At 72.7% G+C, this 24069-nt stretch carries 22 protein-coding genes; 8 read left to right on the top strand and 14 right to left on the bottom strand.

Annotation, left to right across the window (positions count from 1 at the left end; translation table 11 throughout):
* Positions 1 to 2 precede the first annotated feature (2 nt).
* The gene (gene purE, locus CTZ28_RS18405; protein ID WP_121890524.1) at positions 3 to 500 is read right to left on the bottom strand and encodes a 5-(carboxyamino)imidazole ribonucleotide mutase; all 498 of its coding nucleotides are present in this window, start codon (positions 498 to 500) and stop codon (positions 3 to 5) included.
* A gap of 20 nt (positions 501 to 520) precedes the next feature.
* Positions 521 to 1660 (bottom strand): 5-(carboxyamino)imidazole ribonucleotide synthase, encoded by a 1140-nt coding sequence (locus CTZ28_RS18400; RefSeq protein ID WP_121890522.1) that lies wholly within the window; start codon positions 1658 to 1660, stop codon positions 521 to 523.
* A 174-nt stretch (positions 1661 to 1834) separates the two neighbouring features.
* Here CTZ28_RS18400 and CTZ28_RS18395 point away from each other — a divergent pair, with 174 nt between their 5' ends.
* The gene (locus CTZ28_RS18395) at positions 1835 to 2317 is read left to right on the top strand and encodes a GtrA family protein (RefSeq protein ID WP_121890521.1); all 483 of its coding nucleotides are present in this window, start codon (positions 1835 to 1837) and stop codon (positions 2315 to 2317) included.
* Positions 2318 to 2609: 292 nt separating this feature from the next.
* Here the strand turns inward: CTZ28_RS18395 and CTZ28_RS18390 are convergent, their stop codons facing one another.
* The gene (locus CTZ28_RS18390; protein WP_121890519.1) at positions 2610 to 3881 is read right to left on the bottom strand and encodes an ATP-binding protein; all 1272 of its coding nucleotides are present in this window, start codon (positions 3879 to 3881) and stop codon (positions 2610 to 2612) included.
* Positions 3882 to 3912: 31 nt separating this feature from the next.
* Positions 3913 to 4590: a response regulator transcription factor gene (locus CTZ28_RS18385; protein ID WP_018566970.1), complete on the bottom strand. Its 678-nt coding sequence runs from the start codon at positions 4588 to 4590 to the stop codon at positions 3913 to 3915.
* 484 nt (positions 4591 to 5074) lie between these two features.
* Here CTZ28_RS18385 and CTZ28_RS18380 point away from each other — a divergent pair, with 484 nt between their 5' ends.
* Positions 5075 to 6571, top strand: coding sequence for an oligopeptide:H+ symporter (locus tag CTZ28_RS18380; RefSeq protein WP_121890517.1), 1497 nt, complete (start codon positions 5075 to 5077; stop codon positions 6569 to 6571).
* Between the two features lie 145 nt (positions 6572 to 6716).
* Here the strand turns inward: CTZ28_RS18380 and CTZ28_RS18375 are convergent, their stop codons facing one another.
* The 6 genes from CTZ28_RS18375 to CTZ28_RS18350 form a co-directional block, all read right to left on the bottom strand.
* A complete protein-coding gene (locus CTZ28_RS18375) occupies positions 6717 to 8024 on the bottom strand; it encodes a hypothetical protein (RefSeq protein ID WP_121890515.1) in 1308 nt (435 codons plus the stop codon).
* A 2-nt stretch (positions 8025 to 8026) separates the two neighbouring features.
* Positions 8027 to 9118: a hypothetical protein gene (locus CTZ28_RS18370; protein ID WP_121890513.1), complete on the bottom strand. Its 1092-nt coding sequence runs from the start codon at positions 9116 to 9118 to the stop codon at positions 8027 to 8029.
* Positions 9115 to 10023 carry a COG1470 family protein gene (locus CTZ28_RS18365; protein WP_121890511.1) on the bottom strand — a complete coding sequence of 303 codons (909 nt, stop codon included), beginning with the start codon at positions 10021 to 10023 and terminating at the stop codon, positions 9115 to 9117. Before CTZ28_RS18365 ends, CTZ28_RS18370 begins: the two co-directional genes overlap by 4 nt.
* A 29-nt stretch (positions 10024 to 10052) precedes the next feature.
* The gene (locus CTZ28_RS18360; RefSeq protein WP_183154454.1) at positions 10053 to 10772 is read right to left on the bottom strand and encodes an LPXTG cell wall anchor domain-containing protein; all 720 of its coding nucleotides are present in this window, start codon (positions 10770 to 10772) and stop codon (positions 10053 to 10055) included.
* 758 nt (positions 10773 to 11530) lie between these two features.
* Positions 11531 to 12067: an ATP-binding protein gene (locus tag CTZ28_RS18355; RefSeq protein ID WP_121890507.1), complete on the bottom strand. Its 537-nt coding sequence runs from the start codon at positions 12065 to 12067 to the stop codon at positions 11531 to 11533.
* 215 nt (positions 12068 to 12282) lie between these two features.
* Positions 12283 to 12660 carry an STAS domain-containing protein gene (locus CTZ28_RS18350; RefSeq protein WP_121890505.1) on the bottom strand — a complete coding sequence of 126 codons (378 nt, stop codon included), beginning with the start codon at positions 12658 to 12660 and terminating at the stop codon, positions 12283 to 12285.
* 293 nt (positions 12661 to 12953) lie between these two features.
* On the opposite strand from CTZ28_RS18350, the gene CTZ28_RS18345 reads away from it, so the two are divergent.
* Positions 12954 to 13841 (top strand): RNA polymerase sigma factor SigF, encoded by an 888-nt coding sequence (locus tag CTZ28_RS18345; protein ID WP_121890504.1) that lies wholly within the window; start codon positions 12954 to 12956, stop codon positions 13839 to 13841.
* Positions 13842 to 14582: 741 nt separating this feature from the next.
* Here CTZ28_RS18345 and hutI read toward each other — a convergent pair.
* The 4 genes from hutI to hutU form a co-directional block, all read right to left on the bottom strand.
* Entirely contained in the window at positions 14583 to 15755 is a 1173-nt protein-coding gene (hutI, locus tag CTZ28_RS18340; protein WP_121890503.1) for an imidazolonepropionase, read from the bottom strand.
* Between the two features lie 35 nt (positions 15756 to 15790).
* Positions 15791 to 17155 carry a formimidoylglutamate deiminase gene (locus tag CTZ28_RS18335; RefSeq protein WP_121890502.1) on the bottom strand — a complete coding sequence of 455 codons (1365 nt, stop codon included), beginning with the start codon at positions 17153 to 17155 and terminating at the stop codon, positions 15791 to 15793.
* Positions 17152 to 18354, bottom strand: coding sequence for an allantoate amidohydrolase (locus tag CTZ28_RS18330; protein ID WP_121890606.1), 1203 nt, complete (start codon positions 18352 to 18354; stop codon positions 17152 to 17154). The genes CTZ28_RS18335 and CTZ28_RS18330 overlap by 4 nt, the downstream gene beginning before the upstream one ends.
* Positions 18355 to 18470: 116 nt before the next feature.
* A complete protein-coding gene (hutU, locus tag CTZ28_RS18325) occupies positions 18471 to 20189 on the bottom strand; it encodes a urocanate hydratase (RefSeq protein ID WP_121890501.1) in 1719 nt (572 codons plus the stop codon).
* Between the two features lie 140 nt (positions 20190 to 20329).
* Between hutU and CTZ28_RS18320 the strand changes: the two genes are divergently transcribed.
* The 5 genes from CTZ28_RS18320 to CTZ28_RS18300 all read left to right on the top strand — a co-directional run bounded on the left by CTZ28_RS18320 (position 20330) and on the right by CTZ28_RS18300 (position 24067).
* Positions 20330 to 21772, top strand: a complete 1443-nt coding sequence (locus CTZ28_RS18320; protein ID WP_121890500.1) for a type III PLP-dependent enzyme domain-containing protein — start codon at positions 20330 to 20332, stop codon at positions 21770 to 21772.
* 169 nt (positions 21773 to 21941) lie between these two features.
* Positions 21942 to 22334, top strand: a complete 393-nt coding sequence (locus CTZ28_RS18315; RefSeq protein WP_121890499.1) for a hypothetical protein — start codon at positions 21942 to 21944, stop codon at positions 22332 to 22334.
* Entirely contained in the window at positions 22331 to 23146 is an 816-nt protein-coding gene (locus tag CTZ28_RS18310; RefSeq protein WP_121890498.1) for a transcriptional regulator, read from the top strand. The genes CTZ28_RS18315 and CTZ28_RS18310 overlap by 4 nt, the downstream gene beginning before the upstream one ends.
* 31 nt (positions 23147 to 23177) lie before the next feature.
* A complete protein-coding gene (locus CTZ28_RS18305; RefSeq protein WP_121890497.1) occupies positions 23178 to 23675 on the top strand; it encodes a roadblock/LC7 domain-containing protein in 498 nt (165 codons plus the stop codon).
* Between the two features lie 17 nt (positions 23676 to 23692).
* On the top strand, positions 23693 to 24067 hold the full coding sequence (locus CTZ28_RS18300; protein ID WP_121890496.1) for a roadblock/LC7 domain-containing protein: 375 nt from the start codon (positions 23693 to 23695) through the stop codon (positions 24065 to 24067).
* Positions 24068 to 24069: the final 2 nt, after the last annotated feature.

The raw sequence follows: 24069 nt of genomic DNA, 5'->3' as shown, positions 1-24069 counted from the left end.
TGTCACTTCCCGAAGCCGAAGCCGTTCGACCCTTCGACCTTGGCGCGCAGCCGTTTGCCCTTCTCGGTCGCCTGGTCGTTCAGCTCCTGCTGGAAGTCCCGCATGCGGGCGCGGAGTTCGTCGTCGTGCACGGCGAGGATACGGGCCGCGAGCAGCCCGGCGTTGCGGGCACCGCCGACGGAGACGGTCGCCACCGGGACACCGGCCGGCATCTGCACGATCGACAGCAGGCTGTCCATGCCGTCGAGGTGCTTCAGCGGGACCGGGACGCCGACGACCGGCAGCGGGGTGACCGAGGCGAGCATGCCGGGCAGGTGGGCGGCGCCGCCCGCGCCCGCGATGATCACCTTCAGCCCGCGCTCCGCCGCCCGCTCGCCGTACGCGATCATCTCGCGCGGCATGCGGTGCGCGGAGACGACGTCGACCTCGTAGTCGATCTCGAACTCGTCGAGGGCCTTGGCGGCGGCCTCCATGACGGGCCAGTCGGAGTCCGACCCCATGACGATGCCAACAACAGGGCTCATTCGGTGATGGTGCCTCTCAAGTAGCCGGCTGCGTGACGGGCGCGCTCCAGCACGTCGTCCAGGTCGTCGCCGTAGGTGTTGACGTGACCCACCTTGCGGCCGGGCTTCACGTCCTTGCCATACATGTGGATCTTGAGCTGGGGGTCGCGGGCCATGCAGTGCAGATACGCCGAGTACATGTCGGGGTAGTCGCCGCCGAGCACGTTGACCATGACGGTCCACTTCGCGCGCGGGCGCGGGTCGCCCAGCGGGAGGTCGAGGACCGCGCGGACGTGGTTGGCGAACTGCGACGTGATCGCGCCGTCCTGGCTCCAGTGGCCGGAGTTGTGCGGGCGCATCGCCAGTTCGTTGACGAGGATGCGGCCGTCGCGGGTCTGGAACAGCTCGACGGCGAGGTGGCCGACGACGCCGAGTTCCTTGGCTATGCGCAGCGCCAGCTCCTCGGCCCGCAGCGCGAGCGACTCGTCCAGGCCGGGGGCCGGGGCGATCACCGTGTCGCAGACCCCGCCGACCTGCCGGGACTCCACCACCGGGTAGGCGACGGCCTGGCCGTGCGGGGAGCGTACGACGTTGGCGGCCAGCTCGCGGACGTAGTCGACCTTCTCCTCGGCGAGCACGGGGACGCCGGCGCGGAACGGGTCGGTGGCCTCCTCGGCGGTCTCCACGACCCATACGCCCTTGCCGTCGTAGCCGCCGCGCACGGTCTTCAGGACGACCGGGAAGCCGTCGCCCTCGGCCGCGAAGCGGACCACGTCCTCCTGGTCGGCCACGATCCGGTGGCGTGGGCTCGGGACGCCGATGGCGTCGAGCTTCGCCCGCATCACACCCTTGTCCTGGGCGTGCACCAGCGCGTCGGGGCCGGGGCGGACGGGGATGCCGTCCGCCTCCAGGGCCCGCAGATGCTCGGTGGGGACGTGCTCGTGATCAAAGGTGATCACGTCACAGCCCCGCGCGAACGAGCGCAGCGTGTCCAGGTCGCGGTAGTCGCCGATGACGACGTCACCGACGACCTGTGCCGCGGAATCCTGTGGGGTGTCACTGAGGAGCTTGAACCTGATGCCCAGCGGGATGCCTGCCTCGTGTGTCATACGAGCGAGCTGGCCCCCGCCGATCATGCCGACTACCGGGAACGTCACGCCCCTAGGGTATCGGCCGCGCCACGACGGCCGGATTCCGCTCCTCTTCGCCGCCTTCTCACCCGTATTTTCCCCCTCTCTTGCCGACCCGTGGCCGGATGCGGAGGCAGGAGCGGTGACCGCTGGATAGCATGGCTGGATCGACGGAACCTACGGACAGGAGCCTGCACGACCATGGAACCCGGTTCCTCGGGGCTGCGAAGGCTTGTGCACGAGGCCGCCAAGTTCGGCGCCGTGGGCGGCGCGGGGCTTCTCGTCAATCTGGGCGTGTTCAACCTGGTACGGCATGTCACCGAACTGCCGGTCGTCCGGGCCAGCATCATCGCCACCGTCGTCGCGATCATCTTCAACTACATCGGCTTCCGCTACTTCACGTACCGGGACCGTGACAAGAGTGGCCGTACCCGGGAACTGACGCTGTTCCTGCTGTTCAGCGTGGTCGGCCTGGTGATCGAGAACGGCGTCCTGTACGCGGCGACGTACGGGTTCGGCTGGGACAGCCCGCTGCAGAGCAACGTCTTCAAGTTCTTCGGCATCGCCGTCGCGACCCTGTTCCGCTTCTGGTCGTACCGCACCTGGGTCTTCCGAGCCACCCTCACAGGAGCGGACCCCTACCTGACACCAGACTCCCCCCGCCAACACCAACACATCTCATAACCGCCCCAGCTGAAGCGCCCCAAAGGGGCGCGGGGAACTGCGCGCCCAGCCACAACGCCACCGCAGACAAAAACGGCACCCCCAGCTGAGCGCCCCAAGGGGGCGCGGGGAACTGCGCGATCAACCACAACGCCGCCGCAGACGAACGGCACCCCGCCCACAACCCCCACAGCAGACCGCCCCAAGACGGCACCCTCAGCCGATCGCCCCAAAGGGGCGCGGGGAACTGCGCGCCCAGCCACGAAGCCGCCGCAGACAAAACACAACCCACCACGGCCCCCACAGCGGAGCGTCACCGGACGGTCGAAGACGACCCCTCCCCCTTCTTCAAAGGCGGCGTGCGGGACAAGAACAAGCCGAACACCGGCGGCTGGGCCTGGAGCAGTTCCAGCCGTCCACCGTCCGCCTCCGCGAGGTCACGCGCCACGGCCAGACCGATCCCCGTCGAGTTCCGCCCGCTGATCGCCCGCTCGAAGATCCGGGCGCCGAGGTCGGCCGGCACCCCGGGCCCCTCGTCGGTGACCTCGACCACCGCCTGATTGCCGGTGACGCGCGTGCGCAACGCAACCGTGCCGCCGCCGTGCATCAGCGAGTTCTCGATCAGCGCCGCCAGTACCTGGGCCACCGCGCCCGGCGTGCCCACCGCCCGCAGATGCCGCTTGCCCGAGCTGACGATGGCCCGGCCCGCGCTGCGATAGGCGGGACGCCACTCGGCGAGCTGCTGCTGGATGACCTCGTCCAGATCGAAGGTGACCGCGGAGCCGGTGCGCGGGTCGCGGGCGTTCGTCAGCAGCCGCTCCACCACGTCCGTCAGCCGCTCGACCTGCGCGAGCGCCACGTTCGCCTCGTCCTTCACCGTGTCCGGATCGTCGGTGAGGGTGATCTCCTCCAGCCGCATCGACAGCGCGGTCAGCGGCGTACGCAGCTGGTGGGAGGCGTCGGCGGCCAGCCGCCGCTCGGCGGTGAGCATCCGGGCGATGCGTTCGGCGGAGGAGTCCAGCACATCCGCGACCCGGTCCAGCTCGGGCACCCCGTACCGCTTGTGCCGGGGGCGCGGGTCGCCGGAGCCGAGCCGTTCCGCGGTCTCCGCGAGGTCGGTCAGCGGGGAGGCGAGACGGTTCGCCTGGCGCACCGCGAGCAGCACCGCGGCGATCACCGCGAGCAGCGCCACCGCCCCGATGATCAGCAGCGTCCGGCCCACCTCCCGGGTCACCGAGGAGCGCGGTACCTGGACGGTGACCCGCTCGCCCTCCTCGCCGTCGGCGCTGGACTGGATGACGTCGCCCTGCGGCTTGACACCGACCGTGATCGGCGGCCGGTCGGGCATCCGGATGATCGCGTACTGGTCCTTGCCGACCTGGTTGCGCAGTATGCCGGCGGAGACGTCCTCCGCGCCGAGGATCCGGCTGTCCACGATGCTGGCCAGCCGCAGCGCCTCGGAGTCCACCCGCTCCTGGGCGCTGTTGCTGATCGTCCGGGTCTCGACGATGACGAGGGACACGCCGAAGACGGCGATCACCACGAGCACCACGGCGAGCGTGGACTGGATCAGTCGGCGGCGCATGTCTTCTTACCCGGTAACTCCCCTGAAGGGGTCAGCTCTTCTCGAAGCGGAAGCCGACCCCGCGCACGGTCGCGATGTACCGGGGGTTCGCCGCGTCGTCGCCGAGCTTCTTGCGCAGCCAGGAGATGTGCATGTCGAGCGTCTTGGTCGACGACCACCACGTCGTGTCCCAGACCTCGCGCATCAGCTGGTCGCGGGTGACAACCCGGCCGGCGTCCCGCACCAGGACCCGCAGCAGGTCGAACTCCTTGGCGGTGAGCTGGAGTTCCTCGTCGCCCATCCACGCGCGGTGCGACTCGACGTCGATCCGCACGCCGTGCGTGGCCGGCGGCTGCTGCGGCTCGGCGGCGCCGCGCCGCAGCAGGGCCCGGACCCGGGCGAGGAGTTCGGCGAGCCGGAAGGGCTTGGTGACGTAGTCGTCGGCGCCCGCGTCCAGGCCGACGACGGTGTCCACCTCGTCGGCGCGCGCGGTCAGGATGAGGATGGGCACGGTGTGGCCCTCGGCACGCAGCCGGCGGGCGACCTCCAGGCCGTCCATTCCGGGCAGGCCGAGGTCCAGCACGACCAGGTCGACACCGCCCTGCATTCCGGCGTCGAGCGCGGTGGGGCCGTCCTCGCGGACCTCGACCTCGTAACCTTCCCGGCGCAGGGCGCGGGCCAGCGGCTCCGAGATGGACGCGTCGTCCTCGGCGAGCAGTACACGGGTCATGGGGTGATGGTAGTCCGCCCGCACCTCGTGCCGGGGTGTGATCGGCGCCGGGGATTCTTACCTTGGGTCACAGGGGGACGAACCCATGGCCGAAAGGTGCGATGGTGGAGAGACCTTCAAAACCGGGCGCCCGGTTCCGCCGACGCCTGTGATCCATATCTCAAGTCCTTCCATATCCGGCACTGTCCTGCCGTATGGTGACGTGAGAACGCCTGTGTACACCGGGGACCTTTGGCGCGTATTCGACGCCGGAGGTCTCTTTTGTGTGCGGGTCGGCCTGCGCCGGCCTCGAAGGAATGACCTCTGGCCGGACTCCGGACGCATCGTCGCGTGCCGGGCGTGGAACCCGGTGGTCACCGTCCGCGTCCCGCGATCCGGGGCGGACACCCCGTGGGCGTGGGGGTGGACGGCCCATCCGCCGGTCCCGGCCGCCCCCACCGGGCGCGCAACGCTCCACGCGCGTCCCGACCAGCAAGGAACGACCATGGCGTCCAGCCTGACGAAGGACTCGGTCCAACCGGGCACCCCCGGCTCTGGGAAGACCTTCTTCGGCCACCCCCGCGGACTGGCCACCCTTTTCATGACCGAGATGTGGGAGCGCTTCTCCTACTACGGCATGAGGGCCCTGCTCCCGCTCTACCTCGTGGCCCCGGCAGGGCTGCACCTCGACGCGGCCACGGCGACCGCGATCTACTCGGTGTACCTGTCCCTCGTGTACCTGCTCGCCCTGCCCGGCGGCTGGTTCGCGGACCGGGTCCTCGGCCCCCGCAGGACGGTCGCCGTCGCCGGCACGGTCATCATGCTCGGCCACCTCACCCTGGCACTGCCGAGCGCCGGCACCTTCTACGCCGGTCTCGGCCTGGTAGCGATCGGTTCCGGTCTGCTGAAGGCCAACATCTCGACGATGGTCGGCCACCTGTACGACGGCCCGGACGACCCGCGCCGCGACGGCGGCTTCACGATCTTCTACGTCGGCATCAACCTGGGTGCCTTCGCCGCGCCGCTGGTCATCGGCACCATCGGGCAGAAGGTCAACTGGCACCTGGGCTTCGCGCTCGCCGCGCTCGGCATGGCGCTGGGCCTGGCCCAGTTCCTGCTCGGCACCCGGCACCTGAGCCCGCGCTCGAACGTGGTGCCGACGCCGCTGTCCGACCGGGAGAAGGCCGCCACGCTGCGCAAGGCGGCCCTGTGGGCGGCGGTCGCCGTCGTCTTCTACGCCGTCGTCGGCTTCTCCGGCGCCTACACCCTGAACTGGGTGATGGTCCCGATCATCGTCGCCGGCCTGGTCATCCCGGTCGTGGTGCTGGCGCGGATCAAGCGCGACAAGGAGCTGGACCCCACGGAGCAGTCCCGGATGTCGGCGTACATCTGGTTCTTCGTCGCCGCGGCCGTGTTCTGGATGATCTACGACCAGGGCGGTTCGACGCTGTCGATCTTCGCCGACGGCCGGGCCGAGAACAGCATCTTCGGCTGGCACTTCCCGGTCTCCTGGTACCAGTCGGTCAACCCGGTCATGATCATGGCGTTCGCGCCGGTCTTCGCCGCCCTGTGGCTCGCGCTGGCCCGGCGCGGCAAGGAGCCCGGCACGGCGACGAAGTTCGCCCTGGGCCTCATCCTGGTCGGCGCGTCCTTCTTCCTCTTCCTGGCCCCGCTGTCGATCGCCGAGGGCGGTCACAAGGCGGCCGCGCTGTGGCTGGTGGCGATCTACTTCGTGCAGACTGTCGGCGAGCTGCTGCTCTCCCCGGTCGGCCTGTCGGTCACCACGAAGATGGCGCCCGCCAAGTACGCGTCCCAGATGATGGGTGTCTGGTTCCTGGCCGTCACCGCCGGCGACGCCACGACCGGTCTGCTCGGTGTGGCAGGCGTCAACCTGGACAAGATGGGCATCGTGGCCCTGGAGGCGACCCTCGCCGTCGTCGCCGGTGCGGCGGTGTGGATCTACCGCAACAAGGTGAAGCAGCTGATGGGCGACGTCAACTGACCGCCGCCACGCCACGGGCCTGCTGACCGGAGGGCCACCGCGGCACAGAACGCGGCGGCCCTCCCCGTATGCACCCGGGTCCGGAGAAGGTGCCCTCGGCCGGGCAGAGGCCGAGGGCACTCGGTGGCTTCCGTGGCCGGTGTGCTCATCGGGTCCTGCGGCGGGGCAGGAAGGTGAAGATCGCTGCGCCCAGCAGGATCGCCGTGCCCGCCACCAGGCCGAGGGCCTTGACGGCGCCGTGGTCCTCGGAGCCCGTCGCGGCCAGGCCGCCGTCGGTGCCGCTGCCGCTGCCACTGCCGCCGGTCGACGAGCCGCCCGAGGACGAGGAGCCGCCGGCGGCGCCACCCGGCTGTGCCGTGGTGTCGAGGGTGAGCGAGACCGCCGACTCGGTCGGGGTGCAGGTCGTCGTGGTGCCCAGGGCCTCGACCGTCAGCACGCCGGGCGACAGCGTGGACGTACCGCTCGCGCCCGGCTTGTAGGTGCCGGTCAGGTCGGGGATCTCGATCGGGTCGCCGGACTTGATGGCGGCGGAGTTCATCGGTCCCTCCACGTGCACGGTGCCCTTGTCGGCGCCGCCCAGGACCACCTCCATCGACGGCTTGACGGAGTCCTTCGGGATGTCGGCGGGGCTGTCCATCACCGACTTCTTGAACTGCACGGTGAGGTCGAAACTGGCGCCGTTCTTCCTGGCATTTATCTGCACCGGCGAGGTCGCGCTCTTGTCGCCGATCGGCGTCTTGCAGGCGTACGGGATCTGGACCTCCTTGCCGGTGAAGTCGGTCTGACCGCCGCCGGTGCCGTCGCTCCCGCTCGCCGAGGCGGACGGCGTGGGCGTGGGGGTGGCCGGCGGGGAGGCCGAGTCCGACGGCGTGGGCGACGTGCTCGGCGAACTCCCGTCGCCCGCCGTCACCTCGATCGTCGCCGCCTTCTGCACGGTCTCCGTCGGCGTGCACACGGTGTTCGTCGACATCGCGTTGACGGTGTACGCATCAGGCGTCAGCGTCACCGCGCCGGGCGCCGTCAGCTTCAGCGTGCCCTTCATGTCGGACAGCACCATGGCGCCGCCCTTGGGGATCGCCGGGTTCTCGCGCGGCCCCTGCATCGCGACGTCGGCGGTCTGCGCACCGGCCGCCTTGAGCGTGCCGGACGGCTGCACCGAGTTCGCGGGCAGGTCGATGATGTCGGGGTTCTTCGAGGCGGCCTGCGCGAACTTCCACACGATGTCGACCGTGTCGCCGACCTTCGCGGTGGCCGGCGCGGTGATCTCGACCTTCGTCGTGCCGTCCACCGGGTCGATGCCCGCGGGCGGTACGCAGTGGGTGGCGAACGACACCTCGGCGGCCAGCGCGGGCGCCGCGGCCACCCCCAGCAGGACACCCGCCCCGCCGAGTACCAGCGCGGCCGCCGCCGCGCCCGCGCCGCGTCCGCCGACCGGTATGACTCTCCTTCGCATGCTCACGTGGGTCCCTTCGTGGTGGGAGTCGTAGGACTCGTCGGGCTGTCGTCGTGCGGTGCGGAGAGCCGACCGGCCGTGCCCGGACCACGGTCCGGGGTGAACCACGGCAGGGTCGAGGTCGTGGCGGGCTCGGCGGCCCGCGCCGGGGGCCCGGGCGCCCGGAGCGCCGGCCACGGCAGCCGGAACGCCGGCCGGGGCAGCCCGCGGTGGCGTACGCCGCCCGCCCGGCGCGGCCGTACCCGGTCCACCACGGCCAGGCCGACCCGGAACACGGCGGCCGGTACGACCAGGCAGAGCAGGATCCAGAACAGCGTCACGCCCCAGGGCCGGCCCACGCCCCAGGGCTGCTCGGCGAGGACCTTGCCGCCGTACCGCAGCGAGACGGTGTAGTCGCCGTGCGCCCCGGCCGCGAGTTCCACGGGCAGCTTGATCTGCGCCTTCTTGCCGGGCGCGAGGGTGCCGCGCCACTGCTGCTCGTCCCACTGCGGGGCGAACACGCCGTGCGCGGTGCCGACTTGGAACACGGGGTTCCGGACGGCCGTCGACCCGAGGTTGCCCACGGTGAAGACCAGCGTCCGGGCGGGAGGCGCGCCGAACCAGGTGAGCACCCCGCTGGACCCGTCGAGCCGGGTGTCGGAGAGCACGGCGAGACGCCCGGCGGCTGACTCGGCGGGCAGCGGCTCGACGGCGTGCCCGGCGACCTGGAACTCGGCGTCCGCGACGGCCTGGGCGCCGGTCACGGTGGCCACGTGCACCACGCACGGGCACGGCACCGGCGGCTCGACGACCGGCAGTTTCCTGCTGAAGCCGCCCTCGGCGTCGGTCGTGACGGCCCGGCCGTCACCGTTGGCGCAGGAGTTGGTGCCGCCGAGCACGCCCCGCGCGGGCGTGGCCCGCCCGCAGATCAGCAGCATCAGCAGCGTGTGCGGCCGCCAGCCGCTGCCGCTGACGGTGATCGTCCCTCCGGTGCCCGCCTGGGACGCGGACAGGTCGACGGCGGGCCGCTGCACCGCCTGCGCCGGGGCCGCGAGCGGCAGCAGAAGCAAGGCGAGCACCGCCGTCAGCACCGGGATCCGCAGCTTGCCGCTCACATCACCGCTCCCGTCAACTCAATCTCCGTACGGGGGACTTCGTCCTCGGCACCGGCCGTGCGGCGGCCGCGCCCGCGACGGCGTACGGCGAGCGCCGCCGCCGCGCCGGCCACCACCGCGGCCCCGGCGCCGATCGCGCCCCAGGGCACGAACCGCACCGACGTGTCCGCCGTGGCACGCGCCCCACCCGGCGCGGTCACCGTCAGCCGCACGTCGACCGCGTCCAGGGCGGGCCGGTCGGGCCACGGCTCGCTCAGCCGCAGCCGTCGGCCGGGGGCCAGCCGGACGGGCAGGGTGCGCGGGGCCCGGTCCAGGACCCGGCCGAAGACGCCGTCGGCGCGCACCGCGAGCCGCGGTACGAGGACGGTCGTACCGCGGTTGACCAGCTCGTACGTGATGCGGTCCGCGTGCACGGCCGGCTTCTCGACTGTCAGCGCGGACAGCGCGGGGCCGCCGACGCGCAGCCGGATCCGCACGGTTCGGGTCCCGCCGTGGCCGTCCTGGGCAACGATCGTTCCGGAGCGGTCGCCGGTTCCGGCCGCCGTGGGCACGGCCACCGTGAACGGGACGTCGGCGCGGGTGCGGGCGGGAACCCGGACGCCGGTCCCGGCGAAGGTGACGCGCAGGCCGGTGCCGCGCAGCCGCAGCGTGACCGGTTCGGCGCTCCGGTTGGTCACGGAGACGGTGTCCCGCAGGACCGTCCCGGGCGTGCCCTCGGCGTAGAACGACGGCCGGCCGCCGCCGGCGGGCGCCAGGGACCAGCCCGTGGGCCCGGCGGCCGGCGGGGACTGCCCGGGCCCCGTGACAGGGCCGGGCCGGCCGGCCGCCGCTGTCGTCGGGGCGGCGCCGAGCAGGGGCAGCAGGGTGAGCAGGGACAGACACAGGGCACGGGCGGCGGACGGCATCGGCGGCTCCAGCGGTCGGGCCCGGGGGTTCAGCGGCGCACGGGCTGGTGACGCCGTGTCACCCACAGGACGCCGGCCAGACCGGCGAGCAGGACCGTGCCGCCGAGCGTGCCGAGGGCGATCGCGGAGTCCTCGGGGCCGGTCTGCGGGAGCTGCCCGGCGGAGTCGCCGCCGCTCCGGGAGGACGCGGCGGAGCCCCCGGACGAACCCGAGGAGTCCGACGAGCCGGAGGAGCCGCCGGCCGCCGTGACGTCGAGGGTCAGCGAGGGCTTGGGATCGTTGGACGGCGTGCAGGTCGTCGTGGTGCCGAGCGCCTTGATGGTGAGGATGCCCGCCGTGAAGGTGACCTTGCCCGACTTCTTCGGCGTGTAGGTGCTGCTCAGGTCACTGATCTTGATGGGCGTGTTCGCGGGGATCGCGGCCTGGTTGGCGGGGCCCGACACCGTCATCGTGCCGCTGTCGGCGCCGCCCAGCTCGATGGTGGCGCTCGGGTTCATGGCGCCCTTGCCCAGCTCGACCGGGCTGGACGAGACGCCCTTCTGCCAGGACATGGTGATCTTGTAGCTGTTGCCGCTCTTGACGCCCTTGATGTCGATGGGCGACACCGCGCTCTTGTCGCCGATCGGCGTCTTGCACTGGTAGTCGACGTCGACGACATCGGCCCGCGCCGCGGGCGCGGCCAGCAGCACCACCGAGCCGGCCAGCGCCGCGGCGGACGCGAGCGCGGCGGTTCGTTTCGGGTACGACACGGTCCACCCCGTTCCTGACGGCACATCAGATGGGCCGTCAAGGTACGCCGGGGCCCGCGAGGAGGGAAGACACGGCACAGGCCGGAGTTGTGACGATCCGGCGCACATGGGAGGGGGTTGGGGGGAGGGAGGTGCCCGGGAGGCACACGGCCAGACGGACGCGCCTGGCATGACCACGGGTGAGCTACAGCTCAGGGCGACACGCGTGGCACGCCCGCCGGGGACGTAGGGGTCGGGCCGACGCGCCCAGCATGACCACCGGGGACGTACGCGTCAGGCCGACGCGTACGGCGTGACCGCCCGGGACCCACGACTCAGGGCGATGCGCCCAGCATGACCACCGAGACGCACGAGGCAGGCCGAGGCGCCGGGCGTGACAACCGGGGGTACGGCTCAGCGCGACGTACCCAGTTCGGCCCAGCGCGCCGCCGCGAAGGCGCGCGGCCAGACCGACGCGCCCGACCTGACCGCCGGGGACGTACGCGTCAGGCCGACGCGTTCGGCGGGACCGCCAGGGACGTACGCGTCAGACCGATGCCGCCGACATGACCGCCCGGGACCCATGGCTCAGGCCGGTGCGCCCAGTTCGGCCCGGACTCGTTTGCCGGCCGCACCCGGAACCCGCAGACGCGGCCACCGCACGATGAACAGCCATGCCCACCAAGGCGCCCCGGGCGGTCGGAGACCTCGGTAGCGAACCGCCGCGAAGGCACTCCCCCAAACCGACGCCCCCGGCGTAACCACCCGGGACGCACGGCTCAAGCCGGTGCGCCCAGTTCGGCCCAGACTCGTTTGCCGGCCACGCCTGGAGTCCGCACCACACCCCAGTCCAGACACAGCCGCTGCACGATGAACATGCCGTGCCCACCGGGACGCCCCGCGCGGTGCGGGGTGCGGGGTGCCGGCTGGCCGGTGCCGCGGTCGGAGACCTCGATGCGGATCACCTTGTTGTCGAGGGCGAGGAGCAGTTCCTCGGGGCCCTCGGCGTGCAGACACGCGTTGGTGACCAGCTCGGAGACGACGAGCAGCACGTCCTCGGCGGCGGCCCGCTGGTCGGCTGAGGCAGCGGGCAGCCAGCCCCACGCGTACAGCGCCTGGCGGGCGAAGTCACGGGCGAGCGGAACGACGCCACTCTCGCCGTCCAGACGGAGTCTGCGGGCCTGTGGACCCTCCGGCGGTACGGCCGCTGCCCCCGTGGACGCGCCGTCATCCGGCGCTCCCCCCTCGGACGCCCCGGAAGCGCCGCTCGGCTCCGGGTCGCGGTCGCCCGGCGGGTAAGGCCGGGTGGTGCTCATCAGCGCTTCACCTCACCGATTCACCAGTTCACGATCGAGCAGTTCACGTTCAGCAATCAGTAGTGGTCGGCACTCGTCGGCACCTACGTCGTCCGCAGGTCGTCCATCGGTTCCGCGACACCTTCGGAGGCCCACCGGTCCAGGATGTCTCCTGCCCGGCGCACCCGTCGAAACACCCCCCGATTCGGGGTGTCCGGGAAGCTCCACGGCAGGTCTCAGCCGGTCTCGTCGACCAGGGCCGCCTCGACGGAGTCGTGGACGGTGAAGACCGCCTCCGCCCCGGTGATCTCGAACACCCTGGCCACCACCGGCTGCATGGCCGCCAGATGCACCCCACCCCCGGCGGCCTCCGCTTTCAGTCGGGTGCCGAGCAGCACGTTGAGGCCCGTGGAGTCGCAGAACTCCAGCCGTGAGCAGTCCACGACGAGTCGGGAGAACCCTTTGTCGAGGAGGTCGTCGAGGGGCTCGCGCAGCAGATCGGCGGTGTGGTGATCCAGCTCACCCGCCGGTGCCACCACTGCGCTGGAGCCCGCTTCCCGCACCTCCACCAGAAGCCGGCCCGACTGTGCGCTGCCGACCGTCCCGCGGTCCATGCCGTCTGTCTCCCGAGGTCGTGGCTGCTGACTGATGCCCCGCCGATGCCCTGTCGATATTCGTGCGCATGTGCTGCCGGGGCTCCGCCGGTGCCCTCGAACACTACGCCTTCCGTACGCACTCCGACAGCCGAACAACCGCACACAATTGGACATATGCCAACAAAAGCCACTTGCAACGGCCTTGGTGAAGCGGGTAGGGCTAGTAAGGACACACAAACCGACACGGCCGGCTTTGGAGGCGCCGCACACCGCAGTGCACGCATGGCTTCGGCAGCCAAATGCCGAGAACGATGGAGGACACCATGTCACCCCGGCTCGACGCATCGCATACCCCCACCGCGACGTCGACACTCCCACCGGAACAGCTGGATCCCATCGCGGGGCTTCCCGAGATCCCCCCGTACGACGAGGTCGGACCCGTCGACGCACGGGCCCTGTCCAAGACCCTCTTCGAGCGGCTGGAGTCGCTGGAGGAAGGCACCCACGAATTCGCGTACGTCCGCAACACCCTCGTCGAACTCAACCTCGCGCTCGTCAAGTTCGCCGCCTCCCGCTTCCGCACCCGCAGCGAGCCGATGGAGGACATCATCCAGGTCGGCACGATCGGCCTGATCAAGGCGATCGACCGCTTCGAGCTCTCCCGCGGTGTCGAGTTCCCGACCTTCGCGATGCCGACCATCATCGGCGAGATCAAGCGTTTCTTCCGGGACACCTCGTGGTCCGTGCGCGTGCCGCGCCGGCTGCAGGAGCTGCGCCTCGACCTGGCCAAGGCGGGCGACGAACTGGCCCAGCAGCTGGACCGGGCGCCGACGGTGGCCGAGCTCGCGGAGCGGCTCGGCATCTCGAACGACGAGGTGGTCGAGGGCATGGCGGCCTCGAACGCGTACACCGCCTCCTCGCTGGACGCCCAGCCCGAGGAGGACGACGCCGAGGGCGCGCTCGCGGCCCGCATCGGCTACGAGGACCACGGGCTCGAAGGCATCGAGTACGTCGAGTCGTTGAAGCCGCTGATCGCCGAACTCCCGCCACGGGACCGGAAGATCCTCTCCCTGCGCTTCGTGGCCGGCCTGACCCAGTCGGAGATCGGCGACGAACTCGGCATCTCACAGATGCATGTGTCCCGGCTGCTGTCACGGACGTTGGTACGGCTGCGCAAGGGCCTGACTCTGGAGGAATGAGCCTCCCGGTACGTCAGCCGGCCTGGGCGCGCGGCGACACAGGGCGCACCCAGGCCGGCGCCGACCGGGCCGGGGCAGCGACGACGCCGCGAGCACGACGGCATCGAACACGCACCTGACCGCACCCCGACCGCAGAACCGGCTCCACGGCCCCACGCCGACGAACGGAGACCGGCTGACGATGCCGGGCGGGCCCGGGGACGAAGGCACAGGGCGCGCTCAGAGGGCGGCGTCGGTCGGGCCGGGACAGCAGCGACGACGCGAGCGCGACAGCATCGGACGCGCACCTGACCGAGCCACCACCCACCCGCACCCCGACCACAGAACCCGCTCCACGGCCCACGCCGACGAACGGAGACCGGCTGACGATGCCGGGCGGGCCCGGGGACGAAGGCACAGGGCGCGCTCAGAGGCGACTGCGACGCTAGCGCGGGAGCACCGGACACGCACCTGACCGAGCCACCGCGCGCCCCCACCCCGACCACAACACCCGCCCCACCGCCCAACACCGACGACCAGGGAGCGGCTGACGAGGCGGGGCAGGCCCGGGTGCGAGGGCACAGGGCGCGCCCAGAGGCGACTGCGACGCTAGCGCGGGAGCACCGGACGCGCGCCTGACCGAGCCACCGCACGCCCCCACCCCGACCACAGAACCCGCTCCCCGGCCGAGCGGAGGCAAGCGAAGGCCGGCTGACGGGGCCGGGCGGGTCCGGGTGTGGGCGCCGGAGGCGGTGGTCCGGGTCACAGGATCCGGGTGCCTCGGCGCCAGACGCCGGTCACCAGGGGCACGCCCGGCCGGTAGGCCAGGTGTACGTGGCTCGGGGCGTCCAGGAGGGTCAGATCGGCGTACGCGCCGGGGGCGAGGCGGCCGATGTCGGTGCGGCGCAGGGCCGCGGCACCGCCCGCCGTGGCCGACCAGACCGCCTCGTCCGGCGTCATGCCCATGTCCCGCACGGCCAGTGCGATGCAGAAGGCCACGGAGGACGTGAAGGACGAGCCGGGGTTGCAGTCCGTCGACAGCGCGACGGTGACGCCCGCGTCCAGCAGCCGGCGGGCGTCCGGCCACTGGGCGCGCGTGGAGAACTCGGCGCCGGGCAGCAGCGTCGCGACGGTGCGGCCGCTCGCGAGGGCGTCGATGTCCGCGGCCGTGAGGTGGGTGCAGTGGTCGGCGCTCGCCGCGTCCAGTTCGACCGCCAGTTGCACACCGGGGCCGTGGGAGAGCTGGTTGGCGTGGACGCGGGGGTGCAGGCCCTTCGCCTTGCCGGCCGTGAGGATCGCCCGGGCCTGGTCGCCGTCGAAGGCGCCCTTCTCGCAGAAGACGTCGATCCAACGGGCGTACGGCGCACAGGCGTCGAGCATCTCGCCGGTGACCAGGGCGACGTACCCGGCGGGGTCGTCGGCGTAGTCCGGGGACACGATGTGCGCGCCGAGGTAGGTGACCTCGTCGGTGTGGGCGGCGGCGATGCGCAGCGCCCGCGCCTCGTCGGCGACCGTCAGGCCGTACCCGGACTTCGTCTCGAACGTGGTCGTGCCCTGGCGCAGCGCCTCGGACAGATAACGGGTGAGGTTCGCTTCCAGTTCCCCGTCCGACGCGGCGCGGGTGGCCGCCACCGTGGTCCGGATGCCGCCCGCGTGGTAGGGGCGGCCGGACATGCGGGCGTTGAACTCGGCGGTGCGGTCGCCCGCGAAGACCAGGTGCGAGTGGGAGTCGACGAAGCCCGGCAGCACCGTCCGGCCGCCGGCGTCGACCCGATTGTCAGTGGCGGGTGCTTTGCTGGATTCACCGGTCCAGACGACCCGGTCGTCCTCGATGACGACGGCCGCGTCCTGGATCAGACCGAGGGGGGACCCCTGTCCGAGGGAGGGATCGTTGGTGACCAGCGTGGCGATGTCGGTGATGGCGGTGCTGCTCATGGCGTCCTTCTCGGTGGGCGGGCTGGTCGGGGGCGTCAGGCGCGCAGGGCTTCGACCGCTGCCGCCAGCGCCCGCGGGACATCGGGGACGAGCGTGTGCGCCCCGTCGCGCACGACGTGCCGGCCCGCCACGACCGTGTGCCGCACGTCCGCCGCGCTCGCGGCGAATACGGCGGTCTCGGCGCCGAGCCTGGGCAGCGGCCCGGCCGTCCTGACCGAGTCGAGCGCGATCGTCGTGAGGTCGGCGAGCGCGCCGGCCGCGATGGTGCCCGCCTCGTCCCAGCCGAGGGCGGCGTGGCCGTCGGCGGTGGCGGCCCGCAGCAGGGCGGCGGCCGTCCAGTGGCCCCGGGCGCGGGTGCGCAGGCGCTCGTTCAGCTCCATGGCGCGCGCCTCTTCGAGCAGGTCGATGACGGCGTGGCTGTCGGAGCCGAGGCTGAGCGGGGAGCCCGCGCGTTGCAGGGCCACCGCGGGGCCGATGCCGTCCGCCAGGTCCCGCTCGGTCGTCGGGCACATGCAGGTGCCGGTGCCGGAGCCGCCGAGCAGGGCGATGTCGTCGGCGGTGACGTGGGTGTTGTGCACGCCGGTGGTGCGCGGGCCGAGGACACCGTGGTCGGCGAGGAGCCGGGTGGGGGTGCAGCCGTGCGTCTCCAGGCAGGCCTCGTTCTCGGCGGTCTGCTCGGACAGGTGCACATGGAGCGGGGCCCGCCGCTCCTGCGCCCACCGCGCCACCGTCGCCAGCTGCCCGGCGGGCACGGCCCGTACGGAGTGGACGGCCGCCCCGATCCGTGCGTGATCCCGCTCCTTGAGAACTGAACAGCGTGCGGCCCAGGCCTCGGCGGTGCCGTCGGAGAAGCGGCGCTGGTGGGTGTCGGGCGGGCTGCCGAAGCCGGCGGAGAGGTAACAGGTGTCGAGGAGGGTGATGCGGACACCGGCTTCGGCGGCGGCGTCGATGAGCGCCTCGCCCATGGCGTTCGGGTCGGCGTAGGGGGTGCCGCCGGGCGCGTGGTGCACGTAGTGGAACTCGCCGACCGCCGTGACGCCCGCCAGCGCCATCTCCGCGTACACGGCACGGGCCAGCGCGTGGTAGCTGTCCGGGGTCAGCCTGTCGGCGAACGAGTACATGACCTCGCGCCAGGTCCAGAAGGTGCCGGAACCGACCTGGACGGTGCCGCGCAGAGCGCGGTGGAAGGCGTGGCTGTGGGCGTTGGCCAGCCCGGGGAGCGTGAGACCGCGCAGGATCTCGGCGCCGGGCGGCGGGGCCGGGGTACCGGTGCGGACGGCCGCGATCCGGCCATCCCGTACATCCACGGCCACCCCCGGCTCGACGTGGGCGCCGAGCCAGGCGTGCTCCAGCCAGTACGTCCGGGTGGGCGAGGTGGGTGGTTGCTGTGTCGGCGTCACCTGCGGGCCAGCCCTTCCAGTACGTCGGCGAGCGCGGTCACCCCGGCCGCGCAGTCGTCCTCGGCGGCGAACTCGGCCGGGGAGTGCGAGACCCCGGTGGGGTTGCGCACGAACAGCATGGCGGTCGGGACGCGCCCGGAGAGGATTCCCGCGTCGTGTCCGGCACCGGTCCCCAGGACGGGCACCTTCAGCTCGGTGTCCGTCCCGAGGATGCGGGCGAGCTCGTCGCGCAGGGCGTGGTCGAACTCGACGACGGGCGTGAAGGACTCGCGGACGACGTCGAGATCGACGCCGTGGGCGGCGGCGTGCTCCCGCGCGGCCTTCTCCACGCCCGTGACGACCGTGTCGAGGGCCGTCTGGTCGGCGGCGCGGGCGTCGAGCCAGCCGCGCACCAGTGAGGGGATGGCGTTGACCCCGTTCGGCTCGACGGCGATCTTGCCGAAGGTCGCGACGGCACCGGCCAGCCGTGCCTCGCGGCGGGCGGCGAGCACGGTCTCGGCGTACGGCAGCATCGGGTCGCGCCGGTCCGCGAGCCGGGTGGTGCCGGCGTGGTTGGCCTCACCACGGAAGTCGAGCCGCCACCGCCCGTGCGGCCAGATGGCACTGGCGATGCCGACCGGGTCGCCGGACAGGTCCAGCGCCCGGCCCTGCTCGACGTGGAGTTCGACGAACGCGCCGATGCGGGCGAGCCGCTCCGGGTCCGGCCCGATGGCGTCGGGGTCGTGTCCGGCGGCGGCCATGGCCCGGGGCAGCGTGACGCCGTCGGCGTCGGTCAGCCGGTGCGCCTGCTCGACGGTGAGCGCCCCGGCGGTGAGCCGGGAGCCGACACAGGCGAGCCCGAACCGGGCGCCCTCCTCGTCGCCGAAGTTCACGACGGCGAGGGGCCGGCCGAACTGCACGCCCCTGCCGCGCAGTTCGTCGAGAGCGGCGAACGCGGACACCACGCCGAGGGGCCCGTCGAAGGCCCCGCCGTCGGGTACGGAGTCGAGGTGTGACCCGGTGACCACGGCGTCCCCCGCGGCCGGGTCCCCCAGCCAGGCCCACTGGTTGCCGTTCCGGTCGGTCTCGTACGCGAGCCCGCGCCGCTCGGCCTGCTCCCGGAACCAGGCCCGGCACTCGGCGTCGGGCCCGGTCCAGGCGGAGCGCCGGTAGCCGCCCGAGTCGGGGTGCCGGCCGATGGGCAGCAGGTCGGTCCACATCTCGTGGAAGGAGGGCACGTGGTGGCCGGCGGCACCGCCGGGGCACACCGAACCTGTGGCCGGCGGCGCGGCCCCGGCCCCCACCGGAGAGCCGCCCTGCCCGCCCGGTTCCTGGCTCACGCGTCGTCACCCTCACGCATCGGCACGCGCACCCCGCGCTCGGTGGCCACCGAGTCCGCGATGTCGTACCCGGCGTCCACGTGCCGGATGACGCCCATGCCCGGGTCGTTGGTGAGCACGCGGCGGATCTTCTCGCCGGCGAGCTTCGTGCCGTCGGCGACCGTCACCTGGCCGGCGTGGAGGGAGCGGCCCATGCCGACGCCGCCGCCGTGGTGGATGGAGACCCAGGAGGCGCCGGAGGCCACATTGACCATGGCGTTCAGCAGCGGCCAGTCGGCGATCGCGTCGGAGCCGTCGAGCATGGCCTCGGTCTCGCGGTACGGGGAGGCGACGGAGCCGCAGTCGAGGTGGTCGCGGCCGATGACGAGGGGGGCCGCCAGCTCGCCGGACGCCACCATGTCGTTGAAGCGCTCGCCTGCCCTGTCGCGCTCGCCGTAGCCGAGCCAGCAGATGCGGGCGGGCAGGCCCTGGAAGTGGACCCGCTCACCGGCCAGCTTGATCCAGCGCGCCAGGGACTCGTTCTCCGGGAACAGCTCCAGGATCGCCTTGTCGGTCTTGGCGATGTCGGCCGCCTCGCCCGACAGGGCCGCCCAGCGGAAGGGGCCCTTGCCCTCGCAGAACAGCGGGCGGATATAGGCGGGGACGAAGCCGGGGAAGGCGAACGCCCGCTCGTATCCGGCCAGTTGGGCCTCGCCGCGGATCGAGTTGCCGTAGTCGAAGACCTCCGCGCCGGCGTCCAGGAAGCCGACCATGGCCTCGACGTGCCGGGCCATGGACTCACGGGCGCGGATGGTGAAGCCGGCCGGGTCCTTGGCGGCGGCGGAGGCCATGTCCTCGAACGCGACGCCGACCGGCAGGTACGACAGCGGGTCGTGGGCGGAGGTCTGGTCGGTGACGATGTCGATCGGGGCGTTCATCGCGAGCAGCTGCGGGACCAGGTCGGCCGCGTTGCCGAGCACGCCGATGGACAGCGGGCGGCGGGCGGCGCGCGCCTCGACGGCCAGCTGGAGGGCGTGGTCGACGGAGTCGGCCCTGACGTCGAGGTAGCGGTGCTCGATGCGTCGCTCGATGGCGCGCGGGTCGCAGTCGATGCAGAGGGCGACACCGTCGTTCATGGTGACGGCGAGCGGCTGGGCGCCGCCCATGCCGCCGAGCCCCGCGGTCAGGGTGATCGTCCCGGCGAGGGTGCCGCCGAACTTCTTCGCGGCGACCGCGGCGAAGGTCTCGTAGGTGCCCTGGAGGATGCCCTGGGTGCCGATGTAGATCCAGGAGCCGGCCGTCATCTGGCCGTACATGGTCAGGCCGAGGGCCTCCAGGCGGCGGAACTCCTCCCAGGTGGCCCAGTCGCCGACGAGGTTGGAGTTGGCGATCAGGACGCGCGGGGCCCACTCGTGGGTCTGCATCACGCCGACCGGGCGGCCGGACTGGACCAGCATGGTCTCGTCCTGCTTGAGGGTGCCCAGGGTACGGACCATGGCGTCGAAGGAGCGCCAGTCGCGGGCGGCCTTGCCGGTGCCGCCGTAGACGACGAGCTTGTCGGGGTGTTCGGCGACCTCGGGGTCCAGGTTGTTCTGCAGCATCCGCAGGGCGGCCTCCTGCTGCCATCCCAGGGCGCTCAGTTCCGTACCGCGCGGGGCTCGTACTCCACCAGGGGGCGGCCCGGAGGGCCTCGTTTGAGGGTGGTGGCGGGAGACGGGCGGGCGTTGTCCTGACATGGTCTGCCTCCTAATGGATTGCTCCCGGTGGGTTCCTGCGGCTTGTTACTGCGGTTATTCACATCCTGGCGCCATGAATAGAGCTAGTCAATACGGAGGCGGAGGGCTCGTGGACGCGTCATGGATGTTTGGCTGGATGCATGGGCTCAGGCAACGACCGGACGGGGGGCGCCATGGACACCGGCGAGGACAAGCGCACGGACGGGGCACACGGGGACGAAGGGCGGGGCGACGACGCCGGGCGGGGCGCCCGGCGCGACCAGGCGGTGCGGGCCGCCGTGGAGCAGGGGCTGCTCGGGCCCATGGCACCCGTCGTCGGACTGCTGGACGTCACCGGCATCCGGGACTCGGCGGCGGCGCTGCGGGCCGCGTTCGACGCGGTGGTGGCACCGGGCACGCCGGTGCTGCATGCCTTCGCCGTGAAGGCGACCCCGCTGGTGGCGGTCCTGCGGCTGCTGGACGGCGAGGGCATCGGCGCGGAGGTGGCCAGCCCGGGCGAGCTGGCGCTGGCACGGGCGGCCGGGGTGCCGCCGCGGCGCACCGTGCTCGACTCGCCCGCCAAGACGCCGGCCGAGCTGCGCGAGGCGCTGGCCCTGGGGATCGCGGTCAACGCGGACAACCCGCAGGAACTGGACCGCATCGACGGCCTGGTGCGGTCGGCGCCCACCCGCTCCCCGCTGGGCATCCGGGTCAATCCGCAGATCGGCGGGGGTTCCATCGGGGCCACCTCGACGGCGACGGCGACCTCCAAGTTCGGGGTGGCGCTGCGCGACGAGGGCGCGCGCGAGTGGGTCGTACGGGCGTTCCTTGACCGGCCGTGGCTGACCCGGCTGCATGCGCACACCGGCTCGCAGGGCATCCCGCTGACGCTGCTGGCACGGGGCGCGGCGGAGACGTACGCGCTCGCCGAGGAGATCAACGAGCGCGCCGGGCGGCGGCAGATCGACACGCTCGACATCGGCGGCGGGCTGCCGGTGAACTTCGCGTCGGACGCGACGTCGCCGACCCATGCGCGGTACGCGCGCGTGCTGCGGGAGGCCGTGCCGGGGCTGTTCGACGGGCGGTACGGGCTGGTGACCGAGTTCGGTCGGTCGCTGCTGGCCAAGCACGGCACCGTGGTGGCGCGGGTGGAGTACGCCAAGAGCGCCGGCGGGCGGCGGGTCGCGGTGACCCACGCGGGCGTGCAGGTGGCGACGCGGACGGTGTACGCACCGGCGGCGTGGCCGCTCAGGATCGCCGCGTACGACGCGAAGGGGCGGCCCAAGGCCGGGCCCGAGGTGGTGCAGGACGTGGCGGGCCCGGCCTGCTTCTCCGGCGACCTGCTGGCCGAGGGGTGCGCGCTGCCGCCGCTGGACCAGGGGGACTACGCGGCGGCGCTGGACACGGGCGCCTACTATTTCGCCCACCACTACGGGTACAACTCGCTGGCCCGGCCCGGGGTGTACGGCTTCGCGCCGGACGGCACGGGCGGGGTGGCCTTCGCGACGGTGCGGGCGCCGCAGACGATCGAGGAGATCGTGGCCGAGTCGGGAGGTTCGCACGCCTCCGCGCTCACCACCCTCCGGGCGCCCGAGCAGCCCTGACGCACCCCCGAGCGCACCCGGCCAACGGGCTTGCGGCGCACCACAGTCGACCCACCCTAGGTCATCGGCGGCATGTTCCCATGGAAAATGCCAGAAACCTCACCCCTCCCGCACACATTGCGTAGTGTCGCCGTCACTCAACCGGAGTCCCAGGGGGAGGGGAGCCACGGTGCCCGGAATCGACGAGTGCCTGCTGGAAGCCATGCGACTGCCCGGTGCCCGGGGCGCCGCGCTGGTCGACTGGACGAGCGGGCTGGCCCTGGGCACCGTCGGGGAGGCCCCCGGCGAGGACCACGAGACCTCCGCGGCGGAGGCCGCCGAACTGGCCCGGCTGGCCGCCGAGCACGGGGCGTTCGCCGCCGCCGACGACCCCGGCGGCGAACGCCCCCCGGTCGAGGACCTGATCGTCAGCAACCGGGACAGCTACCACCTGCTGCGGTTCGTGGCCACGCCGTTCGACAGCACCGTCTTCCTGCACCTGTGGCTGGCCCGCGAGGACGGCAACCTCGCGCTCGCCCGCATCCGGCTCGGCGAGATGGCCGGGCGGCTGGTGCTGGAATGACCATGGTCGCCACACCGCCACCGCCACCGCCGCTGCCCGTGCGGGACGGGGCGCTCGCGGGGGAACGGGCCCACGGCGCCCTCTCCCCGATGCTGACCCGGCTCGCCGAGGAGCGGGCCACCGGGGTCCTCGTGCGCGAGCACGGCACGCTCGTTCTGCACGAGGGCCGGGTGATCCACGCGGAGAGCCCCTGTGCCCCCGGCCTCGACGTGCTCCTCACCGCGCGGGGCACCCTCGACGAGGCCGTCTGGCGGCAGGCCGCGGACCGGCCCGGCGACCCGCCGGGCGCCGTCCGGCTGCTGCTCGACGCCGGCCTGCTGGCCGCGGGCGCGCTGGAGCTGTGCCATCTGGGCGCGCTGTACGACGCCGGGTACTTCACGCTGGCGCCCAGCGGCGCGCCCGGCCGCTTCCGCTACGAGGCCGTGGCCCGGCCAGGACCGCTGCGTCCGGTCCCCGTGAAAGCCCTGGAGCGGGAGACGCTGCGCCGCCGCCGGCTGCTGCACCGCCTCTGGCCCGACCCGGCCGTCGACGGGGCGCCGCTGATCCGGGCCGACCCCCTCGCCGCCCCGCCGGTCACACCGCGCAGGCGGGCGGTGCTGGACCGCGTGGACGGCGTCCGCACGGCCCCTCAGATCGCCCGCGAGCTGGGCAGACACGCGTTCCACACCCTGGTGGACGTGCGACGGCTGGCGGCGGCCGGGCTGGTGTCGCCGGGCCCGTCGACCGCCGCCGCTCCCCCGTCCGCCCCCGAGGTCACCGACCCCGAGATCGCGCTGCTGAAGAGGCTCAGGGATGCGCTGGAGGCCCTTTGAACGGCACCGTCCCGCCGAGAGGAGACACCTGATGGCGGCCGAGTCGGACATCCTCGACGAGCTGCGCCGGCTGCGTACCCGCGTCCCCCAGCTCACCGGCGCCCTCGCGGCCGGCGTCGACGGTCTCGTCGTCGCCCAGGACACCCCGGGCGTCGACCCGGAGGGGCTGGCCGCGCTCACGGCCGCCGCGCTCGGTGTCGCCGTGCGGCTCGCCGACGCGACCGGCCAGGGCGAGCTGCGGGAACTGCTCGTCCGCGGTTCCGGCGGATATGTCGCCACCTATGCGGCGGGCCGCACGGCGGTCCTCACGCTGCTCGCCCAGGACCGGGTCAACGTCGGCCGGCTGCATCTGGAGGGCCGCCGGGCCGCCGCGCGGATCGGCGAGCTGGTCGACACCGCGGAGAGCGGGAGCGCCGCGGCGGAGCGGGCCGGGAAACCGGCGGTGGGCCGTACCGCCGCGCCACGCACCGGAACCCCGCGCGCCCAGGGCACCGCCATGACCGACACGCGTACCGCAACCGACAGCTGACGAAAGGAACCACCGCCATGGCCAACACCGAGGCCGCGCTGAAAGAGGCGCTCACCTCCATAGAGGGCGCCACCGGCGTCGCGCTCGTCGACTACACCAGCGGGATGGCGCTGGGCACGATGGGCGGCAGCAAGACCTTCGACCTGAACGTGGCCGCCGCCGGCAACACCGATGTCATCCGGGCCAAGATGCGCACCATGGAACACCTCGGCCTGAAGAGCGAGATCGAGGACGTCCTGATCACGCTGACCAACCAGTACCACCTGATCCGGCTGCTCAAGGGACGGGGCGGCAACGGTCTGTTCCTGTATCTGGTCCTGGACTCCGGCCGGGCCAACCTCGCGATGGCCCGGCACCAGCTGAAGAGGATCGAGCAGGACCTGGAGGTCTGAGA

The sequence above is a fragment of the Streptomyces shenzhenensis genome, assembly GCF_003688995.1.
Classification (GTDB): Bacteria; Actinomycetota; Actinomycetes; order Streptomycetales; family Streptomycetaceae; genus Streptomyces; species Streptomyces shenzhenensis_A.
This window is presented reverse-complemented; position numbering and strand designations above follow the sequence as displayed.